This window comes from Streptomyces sp. NPDC020597 (genome assembly GCF_044335095.1).
Lineage (GTDB): Bacteria > Actinomycetota > Actinomycetes > Streptomycetales > Streptomycetaceae > Streptomyces.
In genome coordinates, this window is sequence record NZ_JBIRUL010000046.1 from 1 (window position 1) to 19,480 (window position 19,480).

Here is a 19,480-nt window from a genome sequence, read left to right on the forward strand (position 1 = left end):
GGAACTCCTTCGGATACGGCTTGGGCACTGCGACATCCTTCCAGGCCGCCTCTCAGCAAGCCAGGTCAGGTGTCACCTGATCCTGCAGCAGTCCCATGTTCCGCGCAGAAACCTTGTCCTTCCCTTCCTCCGGGGAGAAGTAGTTGCTGTGCGCCTCGATATCCAGGGTCGAGTTCCACACCTCGGGGAAAGAAGGCTGCGCCAGCTCCGGTCCGGGCAGGGTCTGGAACCTGTTGGCCCCGAACGCTTTGCTCGCAGGATCCTTGCCGAACCAGACGTCGTCATCACCCTGATCGGCCAGGTCGCCAGCGAGGTACGCGCCGAGCGGACCGCCCCCGAAGAACCCCATGGTCCCTGCGGTGGCCTCCTTCGAGGAAGGCAGCTTGGTAACGATGTCATTCTCAGCCGCGCCCACCCAGACGTGCTCCTTGCCCACCCCGAGGTCCTCCGCCCTGTCGACGCCGACACCGGGACTTCCTACGAGGACGATGTCATCGGCGCCCGCGATCCCGCCCACCTCCTGTGTGGCAGCGCCCACCAGTCGAGAACCGTAGGAATGCCCGATGGCGGTGACGTGAGGATCCGCGTTCTCGTTGGTGGCCGAAATTCCACTCATGAAACTGTTGTAGGCGGGGGCGCCTCGCTCGGCATCGGCCGTCGTCATCACGTCGAGTGACTGAGGCGCGTCGTAGCCGAGCCATACGATCGCAGATGAGGAGGGGTCGAACTTCTGGGCGCCCTGCGCGGTGTAGAAGGCACGCTTCACCGTGCCATCGGCGAATCCCGAGTCGAGCTTGGTTCCCAGGCCAGGCACATAGGCCGACACGTTCTTCGAGGTGTCAGGGTTCTCGTACGCGACGATCGCCCTCCCGTTTCCTTCGAGACCGATGCCCAGAAGGAACATGGGCGGCTGGCTTCCCGCATTGAGCTTGGCCTGTATGCCCTTCAGTCCTTCGAGCTTTTCTTTGGACGCCTCTCCGGGCTGGCCCTCCAACTGCGCGATGAGCAGGTGGATGTTCTCCCGGTTGGCCTCATCCCGGACCGTGGACGGGATCCCGTCCAAGTTGCCGATGATTTCCGGGAAGGCCGCCTTGTACTCCTCCCGCTCCTCGTCACTGAGGCTGTCCCACCACTCTTTGCGGTCGGCCGGCGACTTGGCCAACGGGATATGATCCTGGAGGTATTTACTGGCCGCTGAACTCACAGCATCGACATCCGATGCCACGTCCGCCCATGTTTTGGTGTCGACGTTCAGCCCCGGCGCCGCCTTGAGCTTGTTCAGCGCCTTGCTGTACCGATCGTCGATCTCCTGTGCTTCCCGTACGGCGTGGGCGATGCGGTCGGCGATGTCCACGGCTTTGGCATGGTGCGGGTTCGGGTTCTTGAACTGAGGATTGTTCGGCATCAGCCCCGGTGCTTGAAATCCTGTGTCGTTGCCGGTGATCAAGCCGTTGTTGCCCATGACTTTCCCGCCGGGGATCGACTCACCGGTGAGCTCGTTCTTACCGCCGGCGGGATACGTGACGGTGCCGTCCTCGTTGACGGTGTATGCCAGCGCTGCCGCATCGTCCAGTGCCTCAGTCAGCCTCCGTTTGGGTGCGGTGATCTCGGACGAGAAGCCGTCGAGAGCTCCAGTGATCAGGCCGCACTCGACTTGGGTGTAGTGGAAATTCTCCGACAGCTTCCGCAGCTGCTTGAGTGCCGCGTCCGCGGCCTCACCCTCGTTGGCCTTCCGCATGGCCGCGGTGATCTGCTTGTCAATGCGGTCCATGGCCGCGTCGGCCGAGCCGCTGATCGCGCGGTATCCGTCAGCCGCCTCGGTGTACTCGGACGGCGTGAGCGCCTTGAGCGTCAGGTGGTCCATGTCCGGGTCACCGCCCCTTGGCCTGGCTGCCGGGGTGCGTGTCCTCGTAGTACTCGGTCTTCAGCTTGACGATCTCGGCTTCGATGGCCTGATCCGTCCGCAGCTGGTCGTTGCCCGCCTTCTCCAGCACGCCGGCAAGCCCGTCGCACACCTCGCCCACGTCCTTGATGTAGCGCTTCCAGGACTCGTAGACATCCTGTTGGGCCGCTGCGGTCAGGCACCCGGTTCCCTTCCCGAGCCCCGTCTGGCCCGACTCCATCTTCACCCACGCCTTGCCAAGGTCCTCACGCAAGGACCCGACGTCCTCCCCCGCCTTGGTCCATGCCGCCTTGTCCGACCTCAACTTGCCAGAAGAAGCGCCGGCGTTACTCGTGCCGCCGCCTCCCTGATCGGCCAGCACATGGTTGAGCTGCATCTGCGTGGTGTGCCGCTCGACCGCTGCGGCCTTGAGCTGCTCCCACTCATCCCACGCCATGCGTGGTTCCTCCCCGTGTCCTGTCGTACCCGACGAGCGGACGTGAACCTGTCACAGCAGCGCTGCGGTGACCGAGCCGCACCATAACTCCCCTGCATAACGCGCAGTATCCGTATCGGCCACCACGGCGCCTGAGTAGTTCTACTCAGGCGGAAGCCCGTCCCCGATCGGACGGAGTGACGTTGTCGGATGCACCTTGCAGCGTGCGCGAAGGGGACGTGCAACCCGCTGTCCGGGCGCGGGAGCTCGTCGAGGTTGAGGGTGAAGGTGCGGTCGTCGGCCAGGGGGATGGGTATCTTGCCCGTGCCGTACTTGTGCGTGTGTGCCGCGGCCGTACTGCTGCGCCCGGTCGGACCCCGCACAAATGGGTGTGTGAACACGGAGTGGCCTGGGTGACGGGGGCACCGGGCCTGGTGACGGCCGTACGGTCGGCGAAGCAGTTCCTGACGTACGTGGCGTCGGGCCCGTTCCAGTACGCGGTGGCGGAGGCTCTTGCGCTCCCGGACTCCTACTTCGACACCTTCCGCGCGGACATGCTGGCCAAGCGGGACGTGCTGGCGACGGGCCTGACGGAGGCGGGCTTCGAGGTCTTCCGCCCGGCCGGCACGTACTTCATCACGACCGACATCCGCCCCCTCGGCGCCGACCTCTCCAAAAACGGAGACGGCTTCGCCTTCTGCCGCGCCCTGCCGGAACTCGCCGGGGTCGTCGCCATCCCGAACGCCGTCTTCTACGACCACCGGGAGGCGGGCGCGCCCTTCGTACGGTTCGCGTTCTGCAAGAAGGTGGGTGTGCTGGAGGAAGCGACGGAACGGCTCCGTAAGGCATTCGCACACTGACCGTCGTCCGCCGTTCCGGCGCTTGCCCGGACCGCGGGGATCGACGTACAATTTCCTGTACGTCGAGGAGGTTCGATCGTGAAGACCATGACCTATTCCGAGTCGCGCGCGCGGTACGCCGAGGTGCTCAACTCCGTCACCGACGACCGCGAAGAGGTCGTCATCACCCGGGCCGGACATGAGCCGGTCGTCATCGTCTCCCTTGAGGACTACGAGTCCCTGAAGGAGACGGCGTACCTGCTGCGCAGTCCGGCCAACGCCCGGCGCCTGCTCGCGTCCATCGACGAGCTGGAAAACGGCGGCGGCACCGTGCGCGAGCTGGCGACCGACGAGTAAGGGCCGCGAGTTGAAGATCACCTTCTCTTCCCGTGCCTGGGAGGACTACCTGTGGTGGCAGCTTCAGGACCGGAAGATCCTCAAGCGCATCAACACGCTCATCGCGGACATCACCCGGAACGGCAACGAGGGCATCGGCAAACCGGAACCGCTCAAGCACGGATTCCAGGGCTACTGGTCGCGCCGCATCAACGACGAGCACCGGCTGATCTACAAGGCCACCGAGGACGGCGTCCTGATCGCTCAGTGCCGCTATCACTACGAAAGCTGACGGGACTCGGGGGTCGGACACAGCACCCTTCTCGCAACTGACCCGCGCCGCACATGAATAGGTGCGCGTACACGGAGTGGCCTGGGTGACGGCGGCGCCCGGCCTGGTCGCGGCGGTGCGATCGGCGAAGCAGTTCCTGACGTACGTGGCGTCGGGCCCGTTCCAGTACGCATGCGCCGAGGCGCTCGCCCTGCCCGACAGCTACTTCGACGCCTTCCGCGCGGACATGCGGGCCAAGCGGGACCTGCTGGCGGCGGGGCTCGCGGACGCCGGATTCTCGGTCTTCCGCCCGGCCGGCACCTACTTCATCACCACCGACATCCGCCCCCTCGGCGAGAGCGACGGCTTCGCCTTCTGCCGCGCCCTGCCCGAACGCGCGGGCGTGGTGGCCATCCCGAACGCGGTCTTCTACGACCACCGCGAGGCCGGCGCCCCGTTCGTACGGTTCGCCTTCTGCAAACGCACCGAGATGCTGGCGGACGCGGCGGAACGGCTCCGGAAGGCGTTCGCGCACTGACCGCCGCCATGCGAGGCCGGTCGACGCATCCCCATTGTCTGCCGCACCTCACCCGCCAGGGACTGGCGCCGGAGGCGCCCCGGTCTCGCCGCACCGCCCGCCCCCACGTCCCAGCGGCGCATGACTGCGGTGCCCACGGCGGCAGCCGCCGCAGCCATCGCCGCCGCCCGGACGTCAAGTCCGACCCGATGTCAGAAGCGCTCAGGTGTCGTAGACGGTGGAGCGATGCCCGACGTGTACGACCCACACCACCAGCTCGCCGTTGTCGATCGTGTAGATCACGCGATAGTCGCCCACCCGTAGGCGGCGCCGGTCGGGCTGGGAGACGAGGGCCGTGGTGTTGAACCCCGTCGGGTCGCTCTCCAACTCTGTCAGCTTGGCCAGAATGCGGAGGGCCATGTCTCGCGGGACCTTGCGGAGTTCGGCCTGAGCCTCGGCTCGGAAGACGGTGCGGTACTCACTCACTGCGCGCCAGCGTCTCCCTCATGATGTCCTCGATCGGGATGCCGGGTGCCGGGTTGGTCATGCGCTCGTCGATGATCCGGTTGATCTCGCGCTCTTCCCACTCCTGGTATTTGCGCAGCACCTCGATGGACACCACGGCGGCGACCTGCTTGCCGCGCCGGGTGATGACGGTGGGCACATCGTCCCGGTCGGCCCGCTCCACGACCTCGGCCAAGTGTGCCCGGACATCGCGGATGGACTCTACGGGCATTGACTGCGTCATACACCCAAGGGTACCGGGTGTGCCATGTGTACACAACGGTTCACCGTCACTCAGGGGTGCGGCCCCGTGGGTCCGCATACGAATGAGTGCGTGAGCACGGAGTGAGCGAGGACCTGCTGGTCGTAGACGACCTCCCCACGCTGCGCCCGCTCCGCGAACCGCTGCAACGCCGCCCCGTCCAAGACGTCCACGCCCTGTTCGGCGGCTGTCATGGCCCAGAACTTCGCCATCCCCCAGCGGGTGTGGTCCGCCATCGCCGCCGGATACTGCCCCGCCGTCGCGTCGACCGCAGCGAGGGAGTCCTCAAGGGCGGGGCCGCGCGGGTCCGCCAACTGCGTGGCGTGCAAATAGCACAGCAGCGTGCCCAGTGTGCCCGGAGCGTCGGTGTGTTCCTCCCCGGGACACTCGGTGACCTGCTCAGGAAGCCAGGAGAGGAGTAGCTCTTCCACATGGCGCGACTCCCACAGACCCAGCCGGCCGTCGGCAGTCGCCCGGTGCCGGTAGTCCAGCGCTGTCTCAGCCGTGAACCCGTCCACCGGCAGCGCCTGCTCCCGGGCCCACCTGACGAGGCGGTCGACCAGCAGGCCGCACGCCGCCTCGAACTCGTCCTCGGCCTCGGGTTCGAACCGCATCCGCATGAGAATCGTCCCCCCTGTCAGGAACAGTCGTCGCCGCCTCACGCTATCGCCCGTCCGGGGCCGACAGGACAACTCGGCTGAAGGCAGGCGGCCGGGCTACCGCAAGGGCCCTACATCGGGGTGTAACCCCCAGCGACTGCGGCTTGAGCCTCCGTGCGACGAACCGCATTCTCCGCCACAGGGACTCACGGCAACGGGTCGCCTGACCTCGCCTGCCTCCCTGGGGGCGTGCCGCGCATCATGCAAACAGGTGCACGAACAAGGTGTCGGCTGGGTCACGGCGAACGGCCCGCCCGTCTCCGCCGTCCGGACTGCGAAGCAGTACCTGACGTACGTCGGCGCAGGCCCCTTCCAGTACGCGATCGCTGAAGCACTGCGTCTGCCGGACGCGTACTTCGACGGCTTCCGCACCGATCTCCGCCGCAAGCGCGACCTGCTCGGCGACGGACTGCGGGCAGCCGGGTTCGAGGTCTACCAACCCCGGGCCACGTACTTCATCACCACCGACATCACCCCCTTCGGCGAGAGAAACGCCTACGCCTTTCTGCCGCGCCCTCCCCGAACGCTGCGGCGTCGTCGCCATGCCCGGCTCCGTCTTCTACGACGACCTCGACGCCGGCCGTAGCCAGGCCCGCTTCACCTTCTGCAAGAAGGACGACGTCCGTAATGAGGCCGCCAACGGCCTGCAACGCATGGCGCCGTGAGCTCATGCCCCTTCGCCCGGGACCGGGTCACGGGGGGCGACGGAGGCCCGTCGCGGTGAGCGGTTCTACCGCCCGTCGGCGCACGCCGAGTCGGCCTTCTACGACGCGGTCGCACACCGCGACAACGGCCGAGTCGATGGAGGGCGGCCAGGACGCGCTCTCCGGGACCGCCCGAACTCCGGTGAAGGACATCCGGAAACAACCTCTCCGCCGACGGGCTCCCGCGAAACCCGTCCGGGCCAGGCCCCGCACCCGCACCCGCACCCCGCACCCCGCACCCGCGTACTTCACGTACTTCACGTACTTGACGTACGCGGGGGAGCGGCGCACGCTGGAGAGGCCGGACGATCGAGGAGGCAGGTCATGGCCGCGGTGCACTACGAGAGCTACACCCAGGCGCGCGCGCACCTGAAGGACCTCCTCGACGCGGCCGACGAGGGACGGGTGGCGACCGTACGCCGTGACTCCGGCCGCTCGGCAGTCGTGGACGTGGAGCGACTGCGCCGCTATCTGTCGCTCGTGTGCCCCTCGAAGGCTGAGGTGGTCGCGGAGGCGGGCGGCTGGTCCGTCTTTCTGCCCGGCCTGCCGCTGGCCGCCGACGGGGCCACGTTCGACGAAGCGATAGGGGAGATGGTCCAGGTCCTGCGCGAGTATGCCGAAGACTGGCAGGACAGGCTGCGGATCGCCCCCAACCACGCCGAGAACTGGGGTCTGGTGCAGCTGATCGCCCTCAGCGAGGACGGAGAACTGCGCGACTGGCTGGTGGGTACTCCGCAGTGACCTGGCCCCAGCCCGACCGTGAGAACCACGATCGTTTCTGCCGCGTCGAGAAGTGGGAACGCGTCCGGGATTCCCGCGGGCGCACCGGAACCCACCATGTGACCTACGAACTCACCTTGCACGACGGCAGGATCCTGCGCACGAGAATCTCGCACCCGGTGGACCGTACGGCGTACGGCCCCGCCATGTGGCGGCACATCCTGCGAGACCAACTGGACGTCACCGAGGACGTGTTCTGGGCCTGCGCACAGCAGGGCGAACTGCCTGACCGGGGCACTCCCGAGCCGCCAGGCGAGACACTTCCCGCCGACCTGGTGCATCTGCTCCTTCACCGCGTGGGCGTCGACGAGGGCGCCGTGGCGAAAATGACCAAGGAAGAGGCGGTTGCGAGACTCCAGAAGTACTGGACGGAAGGGAGCTGAGCCCGCGCTTCGACGCGAAAGGCGGAATCTGTCTGACGTACACGGCGTCCGGCCCGTTCCGGTACGCGGTCGTCGAGGGGCTGGCCCTGCCCGACAGCTGCTTCGCCGACTTCCGCGAAGACTTGCGGGTCAGGCGCGACCTGCTGGCGGCGGGACTCGCGGACGCGGGCGACCCCTTAGTCCGCTTCGCGTTCTGCACGCAGACGGCGGTGCTGGAGGAGGCGGTCTCGCAGCTCGAGTCGCTGACCGCGTAACAGCCGTACGGCTGGGCTCCTCCGCAGACCTCACCCCCGCTTCGGAGGGGGATCGTGCCACAGGAGTGGCGATGTGCCGTGGTCGTGGGACCGGCCGCGGGCACAGAGCGAGCGGGCGTCCGGCCACAGGGTGTGGTCGGACGCCCGCTCGGCGTGCAGGAGGTCGGCGGTGCTACTCGGCGCCCTCGGCGCCCTCGGCGCCGTCCTCGGGCTTCTCGTCGGCCTCGTTGACGGCCGACTCCAGGCCCAGCTGCTCCACGAGCCACTTGTCGAACTCGATGGCCGCGCGCACCCAGCTCACCGTCGAGGAGACGAACAGCTCGATGTTGACCCCGGCGCCGATCAGCAGCTGCGCCTCGCCGATGAGGCGGACGGTGCCGTCGTCGTGGGTGTGGGTGTAGACCTTCGGCCACAGGGTGCGGCGGTTCCAGTCGTCGATCGACTCGAGCAGCTGCGCCTTGTCTTCGATCTTGTGGGCCCGGTCGAAGAACGTCCGCACCGAGTAGACCGCCTGGTCGCCCTCGCCGCGGAACATGAAGTACGTACGGAACTCCTCCCACGGCGCCGCGAGGTCACCCTCGTCGTCGACGACGTACTTCAGCTCCATCTGGTCGAGGAGCTGCTTCACGAGGTCCTGATCCGGGACGACGGGGCCCGCCGGTCCACCCTGGGGCTCCGGCTCTGGCTGGCCCCCGAAGTTCGGAATCGAGGACGGGTCGATGCTCACCGTGATTTTCCCTTCGTACGGATCCTGCCATCCTCCCCCATGCGGGGAGGGGGGTGGCAAGCCCCGCCGGGGCTGTCAGCCCTGAGCTGACATGATCCGGCCTGTCGTACCAACGGGCGGTGGCGAATGGAGGGGGATCACGTGGCGGAGAGCGGGCGAAACGATACGGGCGAGCGGCCGGGCGCGGACATGCGGCCGGGGCCAGCGGGGTCGGCGGGGTCGGCGGGCCGGACGAGGTGGGGCCTGGTGGCGGCGATCCTGGGCCTTCCGGTGCTGCTCGTGGCCGGTCTGCTGGTGCTGGTCGGCATCTGGGTGCTGAGCGACGACGCGGAGGCGGACGGGACCCGTCTGAAGGACGTGTCCTGTGCCGAGGCGCTGGCCTTCGGCGGGGCCGGGCTGCCGGTCGGCGTCCGGGACGCGAAGTGCACGGTGCAGTCCTGGCTGGACACCGACTACCAGGCCGACTTCCGCATGCCTCGCGCGGGCGTGAGCGCCTGGCTGACGGACGCCTACCCCGAGGCGCCCCGGCCGGGCGGTCCGGGCACCAAGGCCTGCGGGTCCGGCGTGGACTACTGCTTCCAGCTCGACGTCACCGAGCGCCCGGGGGTGGACGCGTACTACGTCAACGTGAACGTGACGTACGAGAACGCCGAGACCGCGCGGGTGCGGTACTCGGCGTTCACGACGTGACCTGAACGGGGACGGGGGGACGGGGACGGGGCGGGCCCGACGGGCCGGTGGCCCTACAGCGTCTTGCCCGTCGTCGGGCCGACGATCAGGCCCTCGCCGAAGGCGTCGACGCGGACCGTGTCGCCGTCCTTGACCTCGCCCGCCAGGATCTCCTTGGCCAGCCGGTCGCCGATGGCCGTCTGGACCAGGCGGCGCAGGGGCCGGGCGCCGTACGCGGGGTCGTTGCCCTCGTCGGCGAGCCAGGCGAGGGCCGCGTCGGTGACCTCCAGGGTGAGCCGGCGCTCGGCGAGCCGCTTGGCGAGACGGTCGATCTGGAGGCGGGCGATCCGGCCGAGCTCGGTCTTGTTCAGCGCCGAGAAGACGACCAGGTCGTCGAGCCGGTTCAGGAACTCCGGCTTGAAGGACGCCCGCACGACCTCCAGGACCTGTTCCTTCTTCTGCGTCTCGCTGGACAGCGGGTCGACGAGGTACTGGCTGCCCAGGTTGGAGGTCAGCACCAGGATGGTGTTGCGGAAGTCGACGGTGCGGCCCTGGCCGTCGGTCAGCCGGCCGTCGTCGAGGACCTGGAGCAGGACGTCGAAGACCTCCGGGTGCGCCTTCTCCACCTCGTCCAGCAGGACGACGCTGTACGGGCGCCTGCGCACCGCCTCGGTGAGCTGGCCGCCCTCCTCGTAGCCGACGTACCCGGGAGGCGCGCCGACGAGGCGGGCGACGCTGTGCTTCTCGCCGTACTCCGACATGTCGATGCGGATCATGGCCCGCTCGTCGTCGAAAAGGAAGTCGGCGAGGGCCTTGGCCAGCTCGGTCTTGCCGACGCCGGTCGGGCCGAGGAAGAGGAAGGAGCCGGTGGGGCGGTCGGGGTCGGCGATGCCGGCGCGGGAGCGCCGTACGGCGTCGGAGACCGCCTGGACCGCCTCCGCCTGGCCGATGAGCCGCCGGCCGAGCTCGTCCTCCATGCGGAGCAGTTTCTGCGTCTCGCCCTCGAGGAGCCGGCCGGCCGGGATGCCCGTCCAGGAGGCGACGACGTCGGCGATGTCGTCCGAGCCGACCTCCTCCTTGACCATGGTGTCCTTCGCGGCCTCCTCCTCGGCCTCCGACGCGGCCTCCAGATCGCGCTCCAGGGCGGGGATCTCGCCGTACAGCAGCTTGCTGGCGGTGTCGAAGTCTCCGTCGCGCTGGGCGCGCTCGGCCTGGCCGCGCAGGTCGTCGAGCTTCTCCTTCAGCGCGCCGACCCGGTTGAGGGACTGCTTCTCCTTCTCCCAGCGGGCCGTGAGCCCGCGCAGCTCCTCCTCGCGGTCGGCGAGGTCGCGGCGCAGCTTCTCCAGGCGCTCGCGCGAGGCGGCGTCGGTCTCCTTGCTGAGGGCCAGCTCCTCCATTTTCAGCCGGTCCACGGACCGCTGGAGCTCGTCGATCTCGACCGGGGAGGAGTCGATCTCCATGCGGAGGCGGGAGGCGGCCTCGTCGACGAGGTCGATGGCCTTGTCGGGGAGGAAGCGGGAGGTGATGTACCGGTCGGAGAGGGTGGCGGCGGCGACCAGGGCCGCGTCCGCGATCTGCACCTTGTGGTGGGCCTCGTAGCGGCCCTTGAGTCCGCGCAGGATGGCGATGGTGTCCTCGACGGTCGGCTCGGCCACCAGCACCTGCTGGAAGCGGCGCTCCAGCGCCGGGTCCTTCTCGATCCGCTCGCGGTACTCGTCGAGCGTGGTGGCGCCGACCATGCGCAGCTCGCCGCGGGCGAGCATCGGCTTGAGCATGTTGCCGGCGTCCATGGCGGAGTCGCCGCCGGCGCCCGCGCCGACGACCGTGTGCAGCTCGTCGATGAAGGTGATGATCTGCCCGTCGGAGTCCTTGATCTCGGCGAGGACGGTCTTCAGCCGCTCCTCGAACTCGCCCCGGTACTTCGCGCCGGCGACCATCGCGCCGAGGTCGAGCGCGACGAGCCGCTTGTCCTTGAGGGACTCGGGCACGTCTCCCTTGACGATCCGCTGGGCGAGGCCCTCGACGACGGCGGTCTTGCCGACGCCGGGCTCGCCGATGAGGACGGGGTTGTTCTTGGTGCGGCGGGACAGCACCTGCACGACGCGCCGGATCTCGGTGTCCCGCCCGATGACGGGGTCGAGCTTTCCCTCGCGGGCGGCGGCGGTGAAGTCCGTGCCGAACTTCTCCAGGGCCTTGTACTGGCCCTCGGGGTCGGCGCTGGTCACCCGGCGTCCGCCGCGGGCCTTCTGGAAGGCCTCCTGGAGTTTCTTCGCGGTCGCGCCCTGCCGGGTGAGCACCTCGGCGGCCGGACCACCCTTGGCGGCGACGCCGAGGAGCAGGTGCTCGGTGGACAGGTAGTCGTCGCCCAGGTCGCGGGCGCGGCTCTGCGCGTCGGCGACGACGGCCAGCATGTCGCGGTTGGGCTGCGGGGGCGCGACGGTGGATCCGGCCACGCTGGGCAGCGAGCCGAGCACCTTCTCGGCCCCGGCCCGGACGGCGGCCTGGTCTGCGTCGACCGCCGCGAGCAGGTCGATGATGTTCTCGTTGTCCTGGCCCTGCAGCAGCGCGAGCAGCAGGTGGGCGGGGGTGAGGTCGGCGTGTCCTTCGGACACGGCCCTGCTGCTGGCCGCGTTGATCGCGTCCCGGCTCCGGTTGGTCAGCTCGGCGTCCACGTTCGCTGTCTCCTCCTTGCGTCAGCACTCTCCCGGTACTGACTCAGTCAGCGTACACAAAGTTGAGTCTATTCCGCTCAAGGTGTGCACTCGTTCTCCCGTGTTCCCCTGGTGCGCCGGGCGGAACCGGGAGGCAGTAGGTTCCCGGGCATGCCGACACCTCCTCAGGACCCGGGCGCGCCGGACGCGCCGTACCTCGCCTTCTGGCGCGAACGACACCTGTGCACGCTGACGACCTCGCGTCCGGACGGCAGTCCGCACGTGGTGCCGGTCGGCGTCACCTACGACCCCGAGCACCGCCTCGCCCGGGTCATCGCCGACGGGGCGAGCAGGAAGGTGCGCAACGTCCTGGCGGCGGAGCCGGCCGGAGCGCGGGTCGCGGTGTGCCAGATGGAGGGCCGGCGCTGGGCCACGCTGGAGGGGGTGGCGTTCGTCCGCACGGACCGGGAACGGGTCGCGGAGGCGGAGCGCCGGTACGCGCAGCGCTACGGGCGCGAGCCGAGGCCGAACCCCTCGCGCGTGGTGATCGAGATCGAGCTGACCCGGGCGATGGGACGCGGCTGACCCGGACGGGTCGGGCGGGGCCGCGGCGAACGGGAGGGACGGGGCCGCGACGGCCGAAGCGGCCGAAGCAGCCGGGTGACCGAAACCGGCCCCGTCGATTTCCGGCCAAGGCTCAAGCAGGCGCATACCGGAAATATCCCCGGAAACTGCAGCGGCGTCACCGTGTTCAGGTCACGGTGACGCCGCTGCGGGGGGGAAGCACCTGAGCGATCTGTTACGACGGGGGAATCGCGTCAGGCACTGCGGGGGGTGGCTGAGATGGTCTTCAGCGGCAGAGCCTCGGGCTCCACCAGCCTGTGGTCACGCTGGTCCAGATTCACAAAGATCATTCCGTACCGGATGGCGCACCGCACGGGCTGCGGCGCCCCTCGCGGCTTGCGCAGGCACCGGTAGGCCCGTACGTCCTCGTCCTCGTCGCGGGTCACCACCACCGGCTCGCCGAACACCGTCACCATCAACGAGTCACCACTGTGGGGGATGGCGGTGACCAGATCGATGAAGTGCCAGCCGGAGCGGTAGGCGGTGGCCATCTCGCGGCGGAAGGAGCGGTCGTCGGGTGGCGTGGTCATGACTCGGCGACCCACGTGCTGTCGCGAGGCGTGATCCACGTGCTGTCGCCCGTCGCCGCCGCCGTGACGACCCAGGTGCTGTCGGCGGGCGCGGACCACGTGCTGTCCGCAGGAGCGACCCAGGTGCTGTCGGCGGGCGCGGACCACGTGCTGTCGGCCGGGGTGCTCCAGGTGCTGTCACCGGCCGTCACGACGGTGCCGGCACCGGGACTCCAGGTACTGTCGCCCGCCGTGTCGCCCGTCGTCCCCGCAAGGCCGCTCAGAGCTCCGAAGGCCAAGGCGGCGGAGAAGGCGGCGGCGAGCGCCGAGCGAAGCATTCTCTTATGCATAGTCGGCTTCGTCCTCATTTGAAGGTCACCTCTCCCCCGTCGACTACGACGATGGCCCATTCGGGCACGTCATGGCCACACAATCGATGCATCATGTTCCTGCACGTTCAGGACCCTGGGGGGTGGAGATTTGACGAAAAATGAGGCAAAGCCGACACATCCTCATGCGACCACTGAGCTGTGCGAGGAAGGTCGCCGTCTCTACGGGAACGCTCTTCGGACGGGCCGGGTGGCCCGTGCGGACGTGGAGCCCGCTCCGTGTCTGATGGAGTTCGCCCTGCTCCACGCGGACCCCGACGACGCGAACTGGCTCCGTCCGGTGCCCCCGTCGATCGCCCTGTCCCAGCTGCTCAACCCGATCGAGCGCGAGATCACCCAGCGCCGACGGCTGTCGGTGGAACTCGCCGACGCTTTCGAGCCGTTCATGACCCTCAGCGCCCAGCCGACGCCGACCACGCATTCCATCACGGTGCTGGAGGGCGTCGACCGGATCAACGCGGCGCTCGACCTGGCCACGTCCCAGTGCCAGACCGAGATGCTCACCGTCCAGCCGAGCCGACGCCGTCTCGAGCACACCCTCGTGCAGGGGCTCGAACGCGACCGCCCGCTGATCGAACGCGGCTGCCGCATCCGGACGCTCTACCAGCACACGGCCCGCTACAGCCCCGAGACGCTGGCCTACGTCTCGCAGTTCACCGACGGCAAGGTGGAGTACCGCACGATCGACGAACTCGTGGAGCGGCTGATCATCTGCGACGAGACCGTGGCCTTCATCCCGACCCGGGACGACGGCCAGGTCGCCCTCGAGCTCCGGCACCCCGGGCTCGTCCGATACCTGATCAAGGTCTTCGAGTTCATGTGGGGCCGCGCGGTCCCGCTGGCCACCGGCGCCCCCTACGAGACCGCTCCCGACGGCATCACGGAAATCCAGCACTCCATCGCCAAGCTCCTCGTCGAGGGGCACGTCGACGAGGCGATCGCCCGCCGCCTGGGCATGAACGTGCGCACCTGCCGTGCCCACATCGCCAAGCTCGCCACCGCGCTGGGCAGCGGCAGCCGCGCCCAACTCGGCTTCCTCATCGCCCAGTCGGGAATCCTCAAGCAGCAGCCCTGACCCGTCCGCAGAACAAAGGTCATGCATGACGACACCGGAGCACCGGTACGGCCCGCAGGGAGCACCGCAGTGAGCGCGCCGCCGCACCACGACCACGGCGTGGAGGATCTCTGCGCCGCCGGCACGCGCCTCTACCAGCAGGCCCTCCGCCGCGGACGCGTCAAGACCGAGGAGGCCGAGACGGCGGCCCCGTGCCTGCTCTCCCACGGCCTGCTCCACCCCACCGTGGACGACCTCGCCCAACTCGAGCCCGTGGCCCCGGCCGTCGCCCTCCACCGGCTGCTGCGCGCCTCGGGGGCCCGGATCGCCGAGGAACGACGCCGTGAGGAACGGCTGTCGACGCTCTTCGCACCCCTGATGCACATCGGCGGACAGAGCGCCGCGCCCTCCGACCCCGCCTCGCTGCGCATCCTCAGCGGCACGGAGCGGATCAACGCGGCCATCACCGAGGCCATGGCCGAGGCGACGAGGGAGGTGCTCTGCATCCAGCCGCACGTCCACTACAGCGGCCCGCGCGGCGAGCGGGCCCAGCCCGTCGCGATGGACCGCGACCAGGCCCTGCTCGACCGGGGCTGCCGCATCCGCACCCTCTACCAGCACACCCAGCGCCACCAGCCGCTGGTGCTGGCACGCTACGAGCAGCTCCGGGGGGACGCCGAGGCCCGCACCCTCGACGAGGTCACCGACCGCCTCATCGTCATCGACGGCACGGTCGCCTTCATCCCCGCCGGCGAGGACGGCCGACTGGCCCTGGAGGTCCGCCACCCCGCCCTCCTGACGTACTTCACCACCACCTTCGACCGGCTCTGGCGGCTGGCCCTGCCGATGTACCCGCAGGCGGTCCACCGGCTGTCACGGGGCGGCGTCACGCCCCGGCAGCAGGCCATCGCGGCCCTGCTCGTCGAGGGCCACACCGACGCCGTCATCGCCGACCGCCTCGGCATGAACATCCGCACCGCGCGCGTCCACATCGCCAAACTCGCCGCCACCCTCGGCAGCGAGAGCCGCGCCCAACTCGGCTACCTCATCGGGCAGTCGGGGATCCTCGACCGGGACCAGCGCCGGAACCGGGCACAACCGCCCGAGCAGGAGGAGGATCCGGAACCACAGGCGGACCGCTAGCCCCCGCGAGACGCTCCGTGAGAAACCGTGTGGGGCCCGTGAGGGGGCCCGCAGCCCCGCAGACACAGCGGCCGGCACACAGCCCCCTGAGAGGTCCACAGCCCCGCGGAGGCCCGCCGAGGTCCCGCCGAGGCCCGCCGGAGCAGCGGCCGACGAGGGGCCCGCGACGGGCCGTAGATGGCCAGGTGCCTTGACGGGCCAGAGACCCGCGACGGCCCGGTGGTGGCGGCTGGCCAGGACCGGCCGGGGGTGCGGTGGTGGCGGGTGGCCAGGACCGGCCAGGGGTGCGGTGGTGGCGGGTGGCTAGGACGGGGCCGGGGCCGCGGAAGGGCCGGATCCCGGCGCGGGGACGCCGACGGAGGCGTCCCTCTCCGCCGTTCCGCCCGGCCCACCCGACCCCGCCGCCGCAGCACCCGGCGGAGCGCCCGCCGCAGCGCCCGGCGGAGCCGTCTCCATCGCCCCGTGGGGCGCGCCCGCACTCCGCGTCGCCGCGTCCGGTCCGGCCGCCCGCCGCGCTCCTTCGCCCTCTTCCGACGGACGGTCGAGGCCCACCTGGGCGATGCGCACGCCCAGTTGGGTCCGGCTCGCCGCGCCGAGCGTCTCCGAGAGACGGGCGATGTGGGCCCGGCAGGTGCGGACGCTGATGCCGAGCCGCTCGGCGATCACCGCGTCCTGATGGCCCTCCGCCAGCAGCGCGGCGATGGACTGCTCGCGGTGCGAGATGCCCTCGATGCGGGTGTCCGGGAGCGGGGCGGTCAGCGGGACGGCCAGCCGCCACAGCCGCTCGAAGACCGTCACCAGGTAGGAGATCAGGGCCGGGTGGCGCAGCTCCAGGGCCATGGTGCGGTCGGTGTTGGCGGGGATGAAGGCGACCGTGCGGTCGAAGAGGATCAGCCGGTCGATGACCTCGTCCAGGGTGCGTGCCTCGACCGTGTCGCCCATCAGCTCCAGGTAGTTGAGCAGGCCCTGGCCGTGCCGGGCGACATGGTTGTAGAGGTCCCGCATGCGCACGCCGCGGCCGCGCAGCGCCAGCGCGCGGTGCAGCCCCTCCGACAGTTCGTGCTCACGCCGGATGCCGCCGGGCTGCACGGTGAGGACCTCGGTCGTGCACGCCTCGGTCGCGGCGTCGAGGGCGGCCTGGATGCGCGAGGCGCCGTCCAGGACGCGGATCGCCGCGCCCTCGCCGGTGCTCGTGCCGCGCGCGGGACCGCCCAGACCGGCATACCACTCGAATGCGGCGACCGCCGAGCCCATCCGCCGTTGACTTGCGCTCACCTCGTCGTAGACTCCGCGCAGCAGACGGGTCATGACCTCCTGCGGGGAGGTCGGCACCAGCCACTCCATGTCGTCCGGGTCGGGGTGCAGGAGGGCCAGCTCCAGGAGGCAGGGAACCGCCTCGGAGTCGGTGCGCGCCACCCGACCGCGCCGTACGGCCCGGGAGTACACGCGGTCCCCGGCCTCGCACAGTCGGTCGGCACCGTGCGGATGCTCCTGCGCCCAGTGCCTGGCCATCGCGCATCCCACCCCCGCCGTACGCCGCTTCCGGAGCGCAACTATGCGCGGCCCGGACCGGGTCCGCAACACGGCTCCTCCGGTCCGAGGCTGGAAAAACCACCCGTCTGTGCGATTTTCTCCCAGCCTCCTCCCCTCGCTTTGCAACAAGCTGACGGTGGTGCAGGACGCCCGTCACGGTGCATCGTTGATTCCGCTTCCCCCCGGGTGCTCGGCACGCGGGGGAGAGGCGACCGACCCGGCCGGGCCACGGGGGAGTCCGGCCGGGCAGCCCGAGGGGGGCGACAACGGGGGACGACGGGGGAAAGCGAACACCGGCCCGGCGCGTAGGCGCCGGGCCGGTGATCTTGTCGCCGGATTCTCCGCGTGGGCCCGCTGCGGCGCGGGCGGGCGTTGGCCGAGGCCTCAGATCAGGTTGAGGGCCTGGCAGGCGGACTTGTACTTGGCGGTGCAGATGTCGGACGCCTTGTAGATGCCGTCGGCGATGACGGTCTGCTGGATGTTCTTCTTCGTCAGCGCGACCACCGTGACCAGCTTGGCCGGAATGCCCTTGTCGGTCGGGCTGTCGACCGTGTCGCGGGTGAGGGCCTCGAACTGGAGGTCGCGTCCCTGGACCTTGGCGACGGCGGCCTCGGCGGCGGCCTCGGCCATCGCCGGGTAGGGCTTGTAGACGCTCATGAACTGCTCGCCGCTGATGATCCGCTGCACGGCGGGCAGTTCGGCGTCCTGACCGGTGATCGGGGGCAGGTCGGTGTCCTTGACGCCCGCCGCCTCGAGGGCCTTGATGATGCCGCCGGCCATGGCGTCGTTGGCGGAGTAGACGCCGGCGATGTTGGACTTGCCGATCGCCTCGATCGCCTTCGTCATGCTGGCCTGGGCGACCTCGGGGCTCCACTTGTCGGTGTCGTACGACTTCGCGATCGTGACCCGCCCGTTGATCTCGCTGAGCGCGCCCGCCTTGAACTGACCGGCGTTAGGGTCCGCCGGCGAGCCGTTCACCATGACGATCTTGTCGGAGACGTTCGCGTTCGGGATGGCCTCGACGAGGCTGCGTCCCTGCACCTCGCCGACGAGCTCGTTGTCGAAGGAGACGTACGCGTCGATCGGGCCCTGGGCGAGGCGGTCGTAGGCGATGACCGGGATCTTCGCCTCCTTGGCCTTCTTCACCATGGGCGCGATCGCCTTCGCGTCGACGGCGTCCAGCAGGATGATGTCGACCTTGTCGTCGATCATCTTCTGCATCTGCCGGTCCTGGGTCTTCTCGTCCGAGGCGGCGTTGGCGTAGTCGGTCCGGCCCTGGTTGTCCGTGAGCTCCGCGACCTTCTTCTTGATGATCGGGTAGTCGAACTCCGCGTAGCGGGTGTTCGTCTCCTCCGGCATCAGCACGCCCACCGTGATCGCGTTGCTCCGGGTCGGTGTCGCGCTGCCGGTCTTCTCCGAGGCCCCCAGCATCCCGCACCCGGCGAGTGAGAGGGACATCGCGGAGGCGACGACAGCTATGGCGATACGACGCATTTTCGGGTGCTCACTTCAGGTGCGTTTCGGGGCGTTGCGGACCGGGGTGCGGCATTGGTGACCCGGATATCTGAGAAGCCAACGCGGCGGCGGCCGTCGTCGTCAAGCAGAACCACTTAACGAAGGAGCAACGTCACACTGCGCTCAGGGTGTGAAGACGCATGGAGACGACGCGGAGGCCCTGAAAAGGTCTGACCGGACATTTCAGGCGAAGGGCGGCCCAAGGATCCACACGGCCGGCCCGGGCGCCCCGCGGTCCGGCGCCGCGTGGATCGGCGCCGCGTGGATCGGCGCCGCGTGGATCGGCGCCGTACGAGTCGGGGCCGCACGGGTCGGGGCCCGGAGGAGAACCTCCGGGCCCCGACCCATGTCGTGCGCCGCGGCCGGCACCCCGGGGTGCGGCTCAGTCGGGCGTCGGATGCTGCCGCTTCGGACGCCAGACCACCAGGGCGCTGGTCTGCTGCACTTCCTGGTACGGCACCAGGTCCCGCCGGTAGGAGGCGTGCACCGCCGCCTCCCGCTGCTGCATGGCCGCTGCCGCGCCGTCCAGCGCGGCCTCCAGCTCCGCGGCCCTGGCCTGGAGGGCGGCCACCTGGTTCTCCAGCTCGATGATCCGCTTGATGCCGGCCAGGTTGATGCCCTCGTCCTGCGACAACTGCTGGACGGTGCGCAGCAGTTCGATGTCACGGGCCGAGTAGCGGCGGCCCCGGCCCGCGGTGCGGTCGGGGGAGACCAGGCCCAGACGGTCGTACTGACGCAGGGTCTGCGGGTGCAGGCCGGAGAGCTGGGCCGCCACCGAGATGACGTAGACCGGGGTCTCATGAGTCAGTTCATACGGGTTACGCCGACGGCCGTCCATC

20 protein-coding genes and 4 pseudogenes are annotated in these 19,480 nt (G+C 69.6%); 13 read left to right on the top strand and 11 right to left on the bottom strand.

What is annotated here, in order from left to right:
• Positions 1 to 52: 52 nt before the first annotated feature.
• Both ACH4ZA_RS37980 and ACH4ZA_RS37985 read right to left on the bottom strand, forming a co-directional pair.
• Complete coding sequence (locus tag ACH4ZA_RS37980) at positions 53 to 1,864, bottom strand: alpha/beta hydrolase (protein ID WP_398433609.1); 1,812 nt, start codon at positions 1,862 to 1,864, stop codon at positions 53 to 55.
• A 7-nt stretch (positions 1,865 to 1,871) separates the two neighbouring features.
• On the bottom strand, positions 1,872 to 2,339 hold the full coding sequence (locus tag ACH4ZA_RS37985) for a hypothetical protein (RefSeq protein WP_190152705.1): 468 nt from the start codon (positions 2,337 to 2,339) through the stop codon (positions 1,872 to 1,874).
• Between the two features lie 383 nt (positions 2,340 to 2,722).
• Between ACH4ZA_RS37985 and ACH4ZA_RS37990 the strand changes: the two are divergent.
• The 4 genes and pseudogenes from ACH4ZA_RS37990 to ACH4ZA_RS38005 all read left to right on the top strand — a co-directional run.
• Positions 2,723 to 3,178: pseudogene (locus tag ACH4ZA_RS37990) on the top strand (aminotransferase class I/II-fold pyridoxal phosphate-dependent enzyme); the annotation flags it as partial.
• 78 nt (positions 3,179 to 3,256) lie between these two features.
• Positions 3,257 to 3,514, top strand: coding sequence for a type II toxin-antitoxin system Phd/YefM family antitoxin (locus ACH4ZA_RS37995; protein WP_037676836.1), 258 nt, complete (start codon positions 3,257 to 3,259; stop codon positions 3,512 to 3,514).
• Between the two features lie 10 nt (positions 3,515 to 3,524).
• On the top strand, positions 3,525 to 3,785 hold the full coding sequence (locus tag ACH4ZA_RS38000) for a Txe/YoeB family addiction module toxin (protein WP_103544660.1): 261 nt from the start codon (positions 3,525 to 3,527) through the stop codon (positions 3,783 to 3,785).
• Positions 3,786 to 3,861: 76 nt separating this feature from the next.
• Positions 3,862 to 4,302: pseudogene (locus ACH4ZA_RS38005) on the top strand (aminotransferase class I/II-fold pyridoxal phosphate-dependent enzyme); the annotation flags it as partial.
• A 201-nt stretch (positions 4,303 to 4,503) separates the two neighbouring features.
• Here ACH4ZA_RS38005 and ACH4ZA_RS38010 read toward each other — a convergent pair.
• The 3 genes from ACH4ZA_RS38010 to ACH4ZA_RS38020 are packed head-to-tail and all read right to left on the bottom strand — an operon-like array spanning position 4,504 to position 5,661.
• The gene (locus ACH4ZA_RS38010; RefSeq protein ID WP_005483716.1) at positions 4,504 to 4,767 is read right to left on the bottom strand and encodes a type II toxin-antitoxin system RelE/ParE family toxin; all 264 of its coding nucleotides are present in this window, start codon (positions 4,765 to 4,767) and stop codon (positions 4,504 to 4,506) included.
• Complete coding sequence (locus ACH4ZA_RS38015) at positions 4,760 to 5,029, bottom strand: type II toxin-antitoxin system Phd/YefM family antitoxin (RefSeq protein WP_319275802.1); 270 nt, start codon at positions 5,027 to 5,029, stop codon at positions 4,760 to 4,762. Before ACH4ZA_RS38015 ends, ACH4ZA_RS38010 begins: the two co-directional genes overlap by 8 nt.
• A gap of 50 nt (positions 5,030 to 5,079) precedes the next feature.
• The gene (locus ACH4ZA_RS38020) at positions 5,080 to 5,661 is read right to left on the bottom strand and encodes a hypothetical protein (protein ID WP_398433610.1); all 582 of its coding nucleotides are present in this window, start codon (positions 5,659 to 5,661) and stop codon (positions 5,080 to 5,082) included.
• A 271-nt stretch (positions 5,662 to 5,932) separates the two neighbouring features.
• Between ACH4ZA_RS38020 and ACH4ZA_RS38025 the strand changes: the two are divergent.
• From ACH4ZA_RS38025 to ACH4ZA_RS38040, 4 genes and pseudogenes are all read left to right on the top strand, one after another.
• Positions 5,933 to 6,371: pseudogene (locus tag ACH4ZA_RS38025) on the top strand (aminotransferase class I/II-fold pyridoxal phosphate-dependent enzyme); the annotation flags it as partial.
• Between the two features lie 363 nt (positions 6,372 to 6,734).
• Entirely contained in the window at positions 6,735 to 7,151 is a 417-nt protein-coding gene (locus ACH4ZA_RS38030) for a prevent-host-death protein (RefSeq protein ID WP_319275806.1), read from the top strand.
• On the top strand, positions 7,148 to 7,573 hold the full coding sequence (locus ACH4ZA_RS38035) for a cytotoxic translational repressor of toxin-antitoxin stability system (RefSeq protein ID WP_398433611.1): 426 nt from the start codon (positions 7,148 to 7,150) through the stop codon (positions 7,571 to 7,573). Before ACH4ZA_RS38030 ends, ACH4ZA_RS38035 begins: the two co-directional genes overlap by 4 nt.
• A gap of 32 nt (positions 7,574 to 7,605) precedes the next feature.
• Positions 7,606 to 7,827, top strand: a pseudogene (locus ACH4ZA_RS38040) (aminotransferase); the annotation flags it as partial.
• Positions 7,828 to 7,999: 172 nt separating this feature from the next.
• Here ACH4ZA_RS38040 and ACH4ZA_RS38045 read toward each other — a convergent pair.
• A complete protein-coding gene (locus tag ACH4ZA_RS38045; protein WP_319275810.1) occupies positions 8,000 to 8,554 on the bottom strand; it encodes a YbjN domain-containing protein in 555 nt (184 codons plus the stop codon).
• A gap of 246 nt (positions 8,555 to 8,800) precedes the next feature.
• Between ACH4ZA_RS38045 and ACH4ZA_RS38050 the strand changes: the two genes are divergently transcribed.
• Positions 8,801 to 9,244, top strand: a complete 444-nt coding sequence (locus ACH4ZA_RS38050; RefSeq protein WP_398433612.1) for a hypothetical protein — start codon at positions 8,801 to 8,803, stop codon at positions 9,242 to 9,244.
• Between the two features lie 53 nt (positions 9,245 to 9,297).
• Here the strand turns inward: ACH4ZA_RS38050 and clpB are convergent, their stop codons facing one another.
• On the bottom strand, positions 9,298 to 11,895 hold the full coding sequence (gene clpB, locus ACH4ZA_RS38055; protein ID WP_319275812.1) for an ATP-dependent chaperone ClpB: 2,598 nt from the start codon (positions 11,893 to 11,895) through the stop codon (positions 9,298 to 9,300).
• A gap of 150 nt (positions 11,896 to 12,045) precedes the next feature.
• On the opposite strand from clpB, the gene ACH4ZA_RS38060 reads away from it, so the two are divergent.
• Positions 12,046 to 12,459 (top strand): TIGR03618 family F420-dependent PPOX class oxidoreductase, encoded by a 414-nt coding sequence (locus ACH4ZA_RS38060; RefSeq protein ID WP_319275814.1) that lies wholly within the window; start codon positions 12,046 to 12,048, stop codon positions 12,457 to 12,459.
• A 233-nt stretch (positions 12,460 to 12,692) separates the two neighbouring features.
• On the opposite strand, the gene ACH4ZA_RS38065 is transcribed toward ACH4ZA_RS38060, so the two are convergent.
• A complete protein-coding gene (locus tag ACH4ZA_RS38065) occupies positions 12,693 to 13,028 on the bottom strand; it encodes a hypothetical protein (protein ID WP_057577939.1) in 336 nt (111 codons plus the stop codon).
• Between the two features lie 30 nt (positions 13,029 to 13,058).
• Between ACH4ZA_RS38065 and ACH4ZA_RS38070 the strand changes: the two genes are divergently transcribed.
• The 3 genes from ACH4ZA_RS38070 to ACH4ZA_RS38080 all read left to right on the top strand — a co-directional run bounded on the left by ACH4ZA_RS38070 (position 13,059) and on the right by ACH4ZA_RS38080 (position 15,593).
• Positions 13,059 to 13,379: a hypothetical protein gene (locus tag ACH4ZA_RS38070; RefSeq protein WP_319275816.1), complete on the top strand. Its 321-nt coding sequence runs from the start codon at positions 13,059 to 13,061 to the stop codon at positions 13,377 to 13,379.
• 243 nt (positions 13,380 to 13,622) lie between these two features.
• On the top strand, positions 13,623 to 14,471 hold the full coding sequence (locus ACH4ZA_RS38075; RefSeq protein ID WP_319275994.1) for a helix-turn-helix transcriptional regulator: 849 nt from the start codon (positions 13,623 to 13,625) through the stop codon (positions 14,469 to 14,471).
• 69 nt (positions 14,472 to 14,540) lie between these two features.
• Entirely contained in the window at positions 14,541 to 15,593 is a 1,053-nt protein-coding gene (locus ACH4ZA_RS38080; RefSeq protein ID WP_319275817.1) for a helix-turn-helix transcriptional regulator, read from the top strand.
• Positions 15,594 to 15,896: 303 nt separating this feature from the next.
• Here ACH4ZA_RS38080 and ACH4ZA_RS38085 read toward each other — a convergent pair whose 3' ends face one another.
• From ACH4ZA_RS38085 to ACH4ZA_RS38095, 3 genes are all read right to left on the bottom strand, one after another.
• Positions 15,897 to 17,105 carry a LuxR C-terminal-related transcriptional regulator gene (locus ACH4ZA_RS38085; protein ID WP_398433613.1) on the bottom strand — a complete coding sequence of 403 codons (1,209 nt, stop codon included), beginning with the start codon at positions 17,103 to 17,105 and terminating at the stop codon, positions 15,897 to 15,899.
• Between the two features lie 405 nt (positions 17,106 to 17,510).
• The gene (locus ACH4ZA_RS38090; RefSeq protein ID WP_319275821.1) at positions 17,511 to 18,620 is read right to left on the bottom strand and encodes a substrate-binding domain-containing protein; all 1,110 of its coding nucleotides are present in this window, start codon (positions 18,618 to 18,620) and stop codon (positions 17,511 to 17,513) included.
• Between the two features lie 403 nt (positions 18,621 to 19,023).
• Positions 19,024 to 19,479 carry a heat shock protein transcriptional repressor HspR gene (locus ACH4ZA_RS38095; RefSeq protein ID WP_319275822.1) on the bottom strand — a complete coding sequence of 152 codons (456 nt, stop codon included), beginning with the start codon at positions 19,477 to 19,479 and terminating at the stop codon, positions 19,024 to 19,026.
• Position 19,480 lies beyond the last annotated feature (1 nt).

Excerpts from the sequence above, each read along its gene's own strand:
- ACH4ZA_RS38075 (WP_319275994.1), top strand. The coding sequence starts at position 13,623 with ATGGAGTTCGCCCTGCTCCACGCGGACCCCGACGACGCGAACTGGCTC.
- ACH4ZA_RS38085 (WP_398433613.1), bottom strand. The coding sequence starts at position 17,105 with ATGGCCAGGCACTGGGCGCAGGAGCATCCGCACGGTGCCGACCGACTG.
- ACH4ZA_RS37980 (WP_398433609.1), bottom strand. The coding sequence starts at position 1,864 with ATGGACCACCTGACGCTCAAGGCGCTCACGCCGTCCGAGTACACCGAG.
- ACH4ZA_RS38065 (WP_057577939.1), bottom strand. The coding sequence starts at position 13,028 with ATGACCACGCCACCCGACGACCGCTCCTTCCGCCGCGAGATGGCCACC.
- ACH4ZA_RS38060 (WP_319275814.1), top strand. The coding sequence starts at position 12,046 with ATGCCGACACCTCCTCAGGACCCGGGCGCGCCGGACGCGCCGTACCTC.
- ACH4ZA_RS38030 (WP_319275806.1), top strand. The coding sequence starts at position 6,735 with ATGGCCGCGGTGCACTACGAGAGCTACACCCAGGCGCGCGCGCACCTG.
- ACH4ZA_RS38095 (WP_319275822.1), bottom strand. The coding sequence starts at position 19,479 with ATGGACGGCCGTCGGCGTAACCCGTATGAACTGACTCATGAGACCCCG.
- ACH4ZA_RS37985 (WP_190152705.1), bottom strand. The coding sequence starts at position 2,339 with ATGGCGTGGGATGAGTGGGAGCAGCTCAAGGCCGCAGCGGTCGAGCGG.
- ACH4ZA_RS38020 (WP_398433610.1), bottom strand. The coding sequence starts at position 5,661 with ATGCGGTTCGAACCCGAGGCCGAGGACGAGTTCGAGGCGGCGTGCGGC.
- ACH4ZA_RS38015 (WP_319275802.1), bottom strand. The coding sequence starts at position 5,029 with ATGACGCAGTCAATGCCCGTAGAGTCCATCCGCGATGTCCGGGCACAC.
- ACH4ZA_RS38090 (WP_319275821.1), bottom strand. The coding sequence starts at position 18,620 with ATGCGTCGTATCGCCATAGCTGTCGTCGCCTCCGCGATGTCCCTCTCA.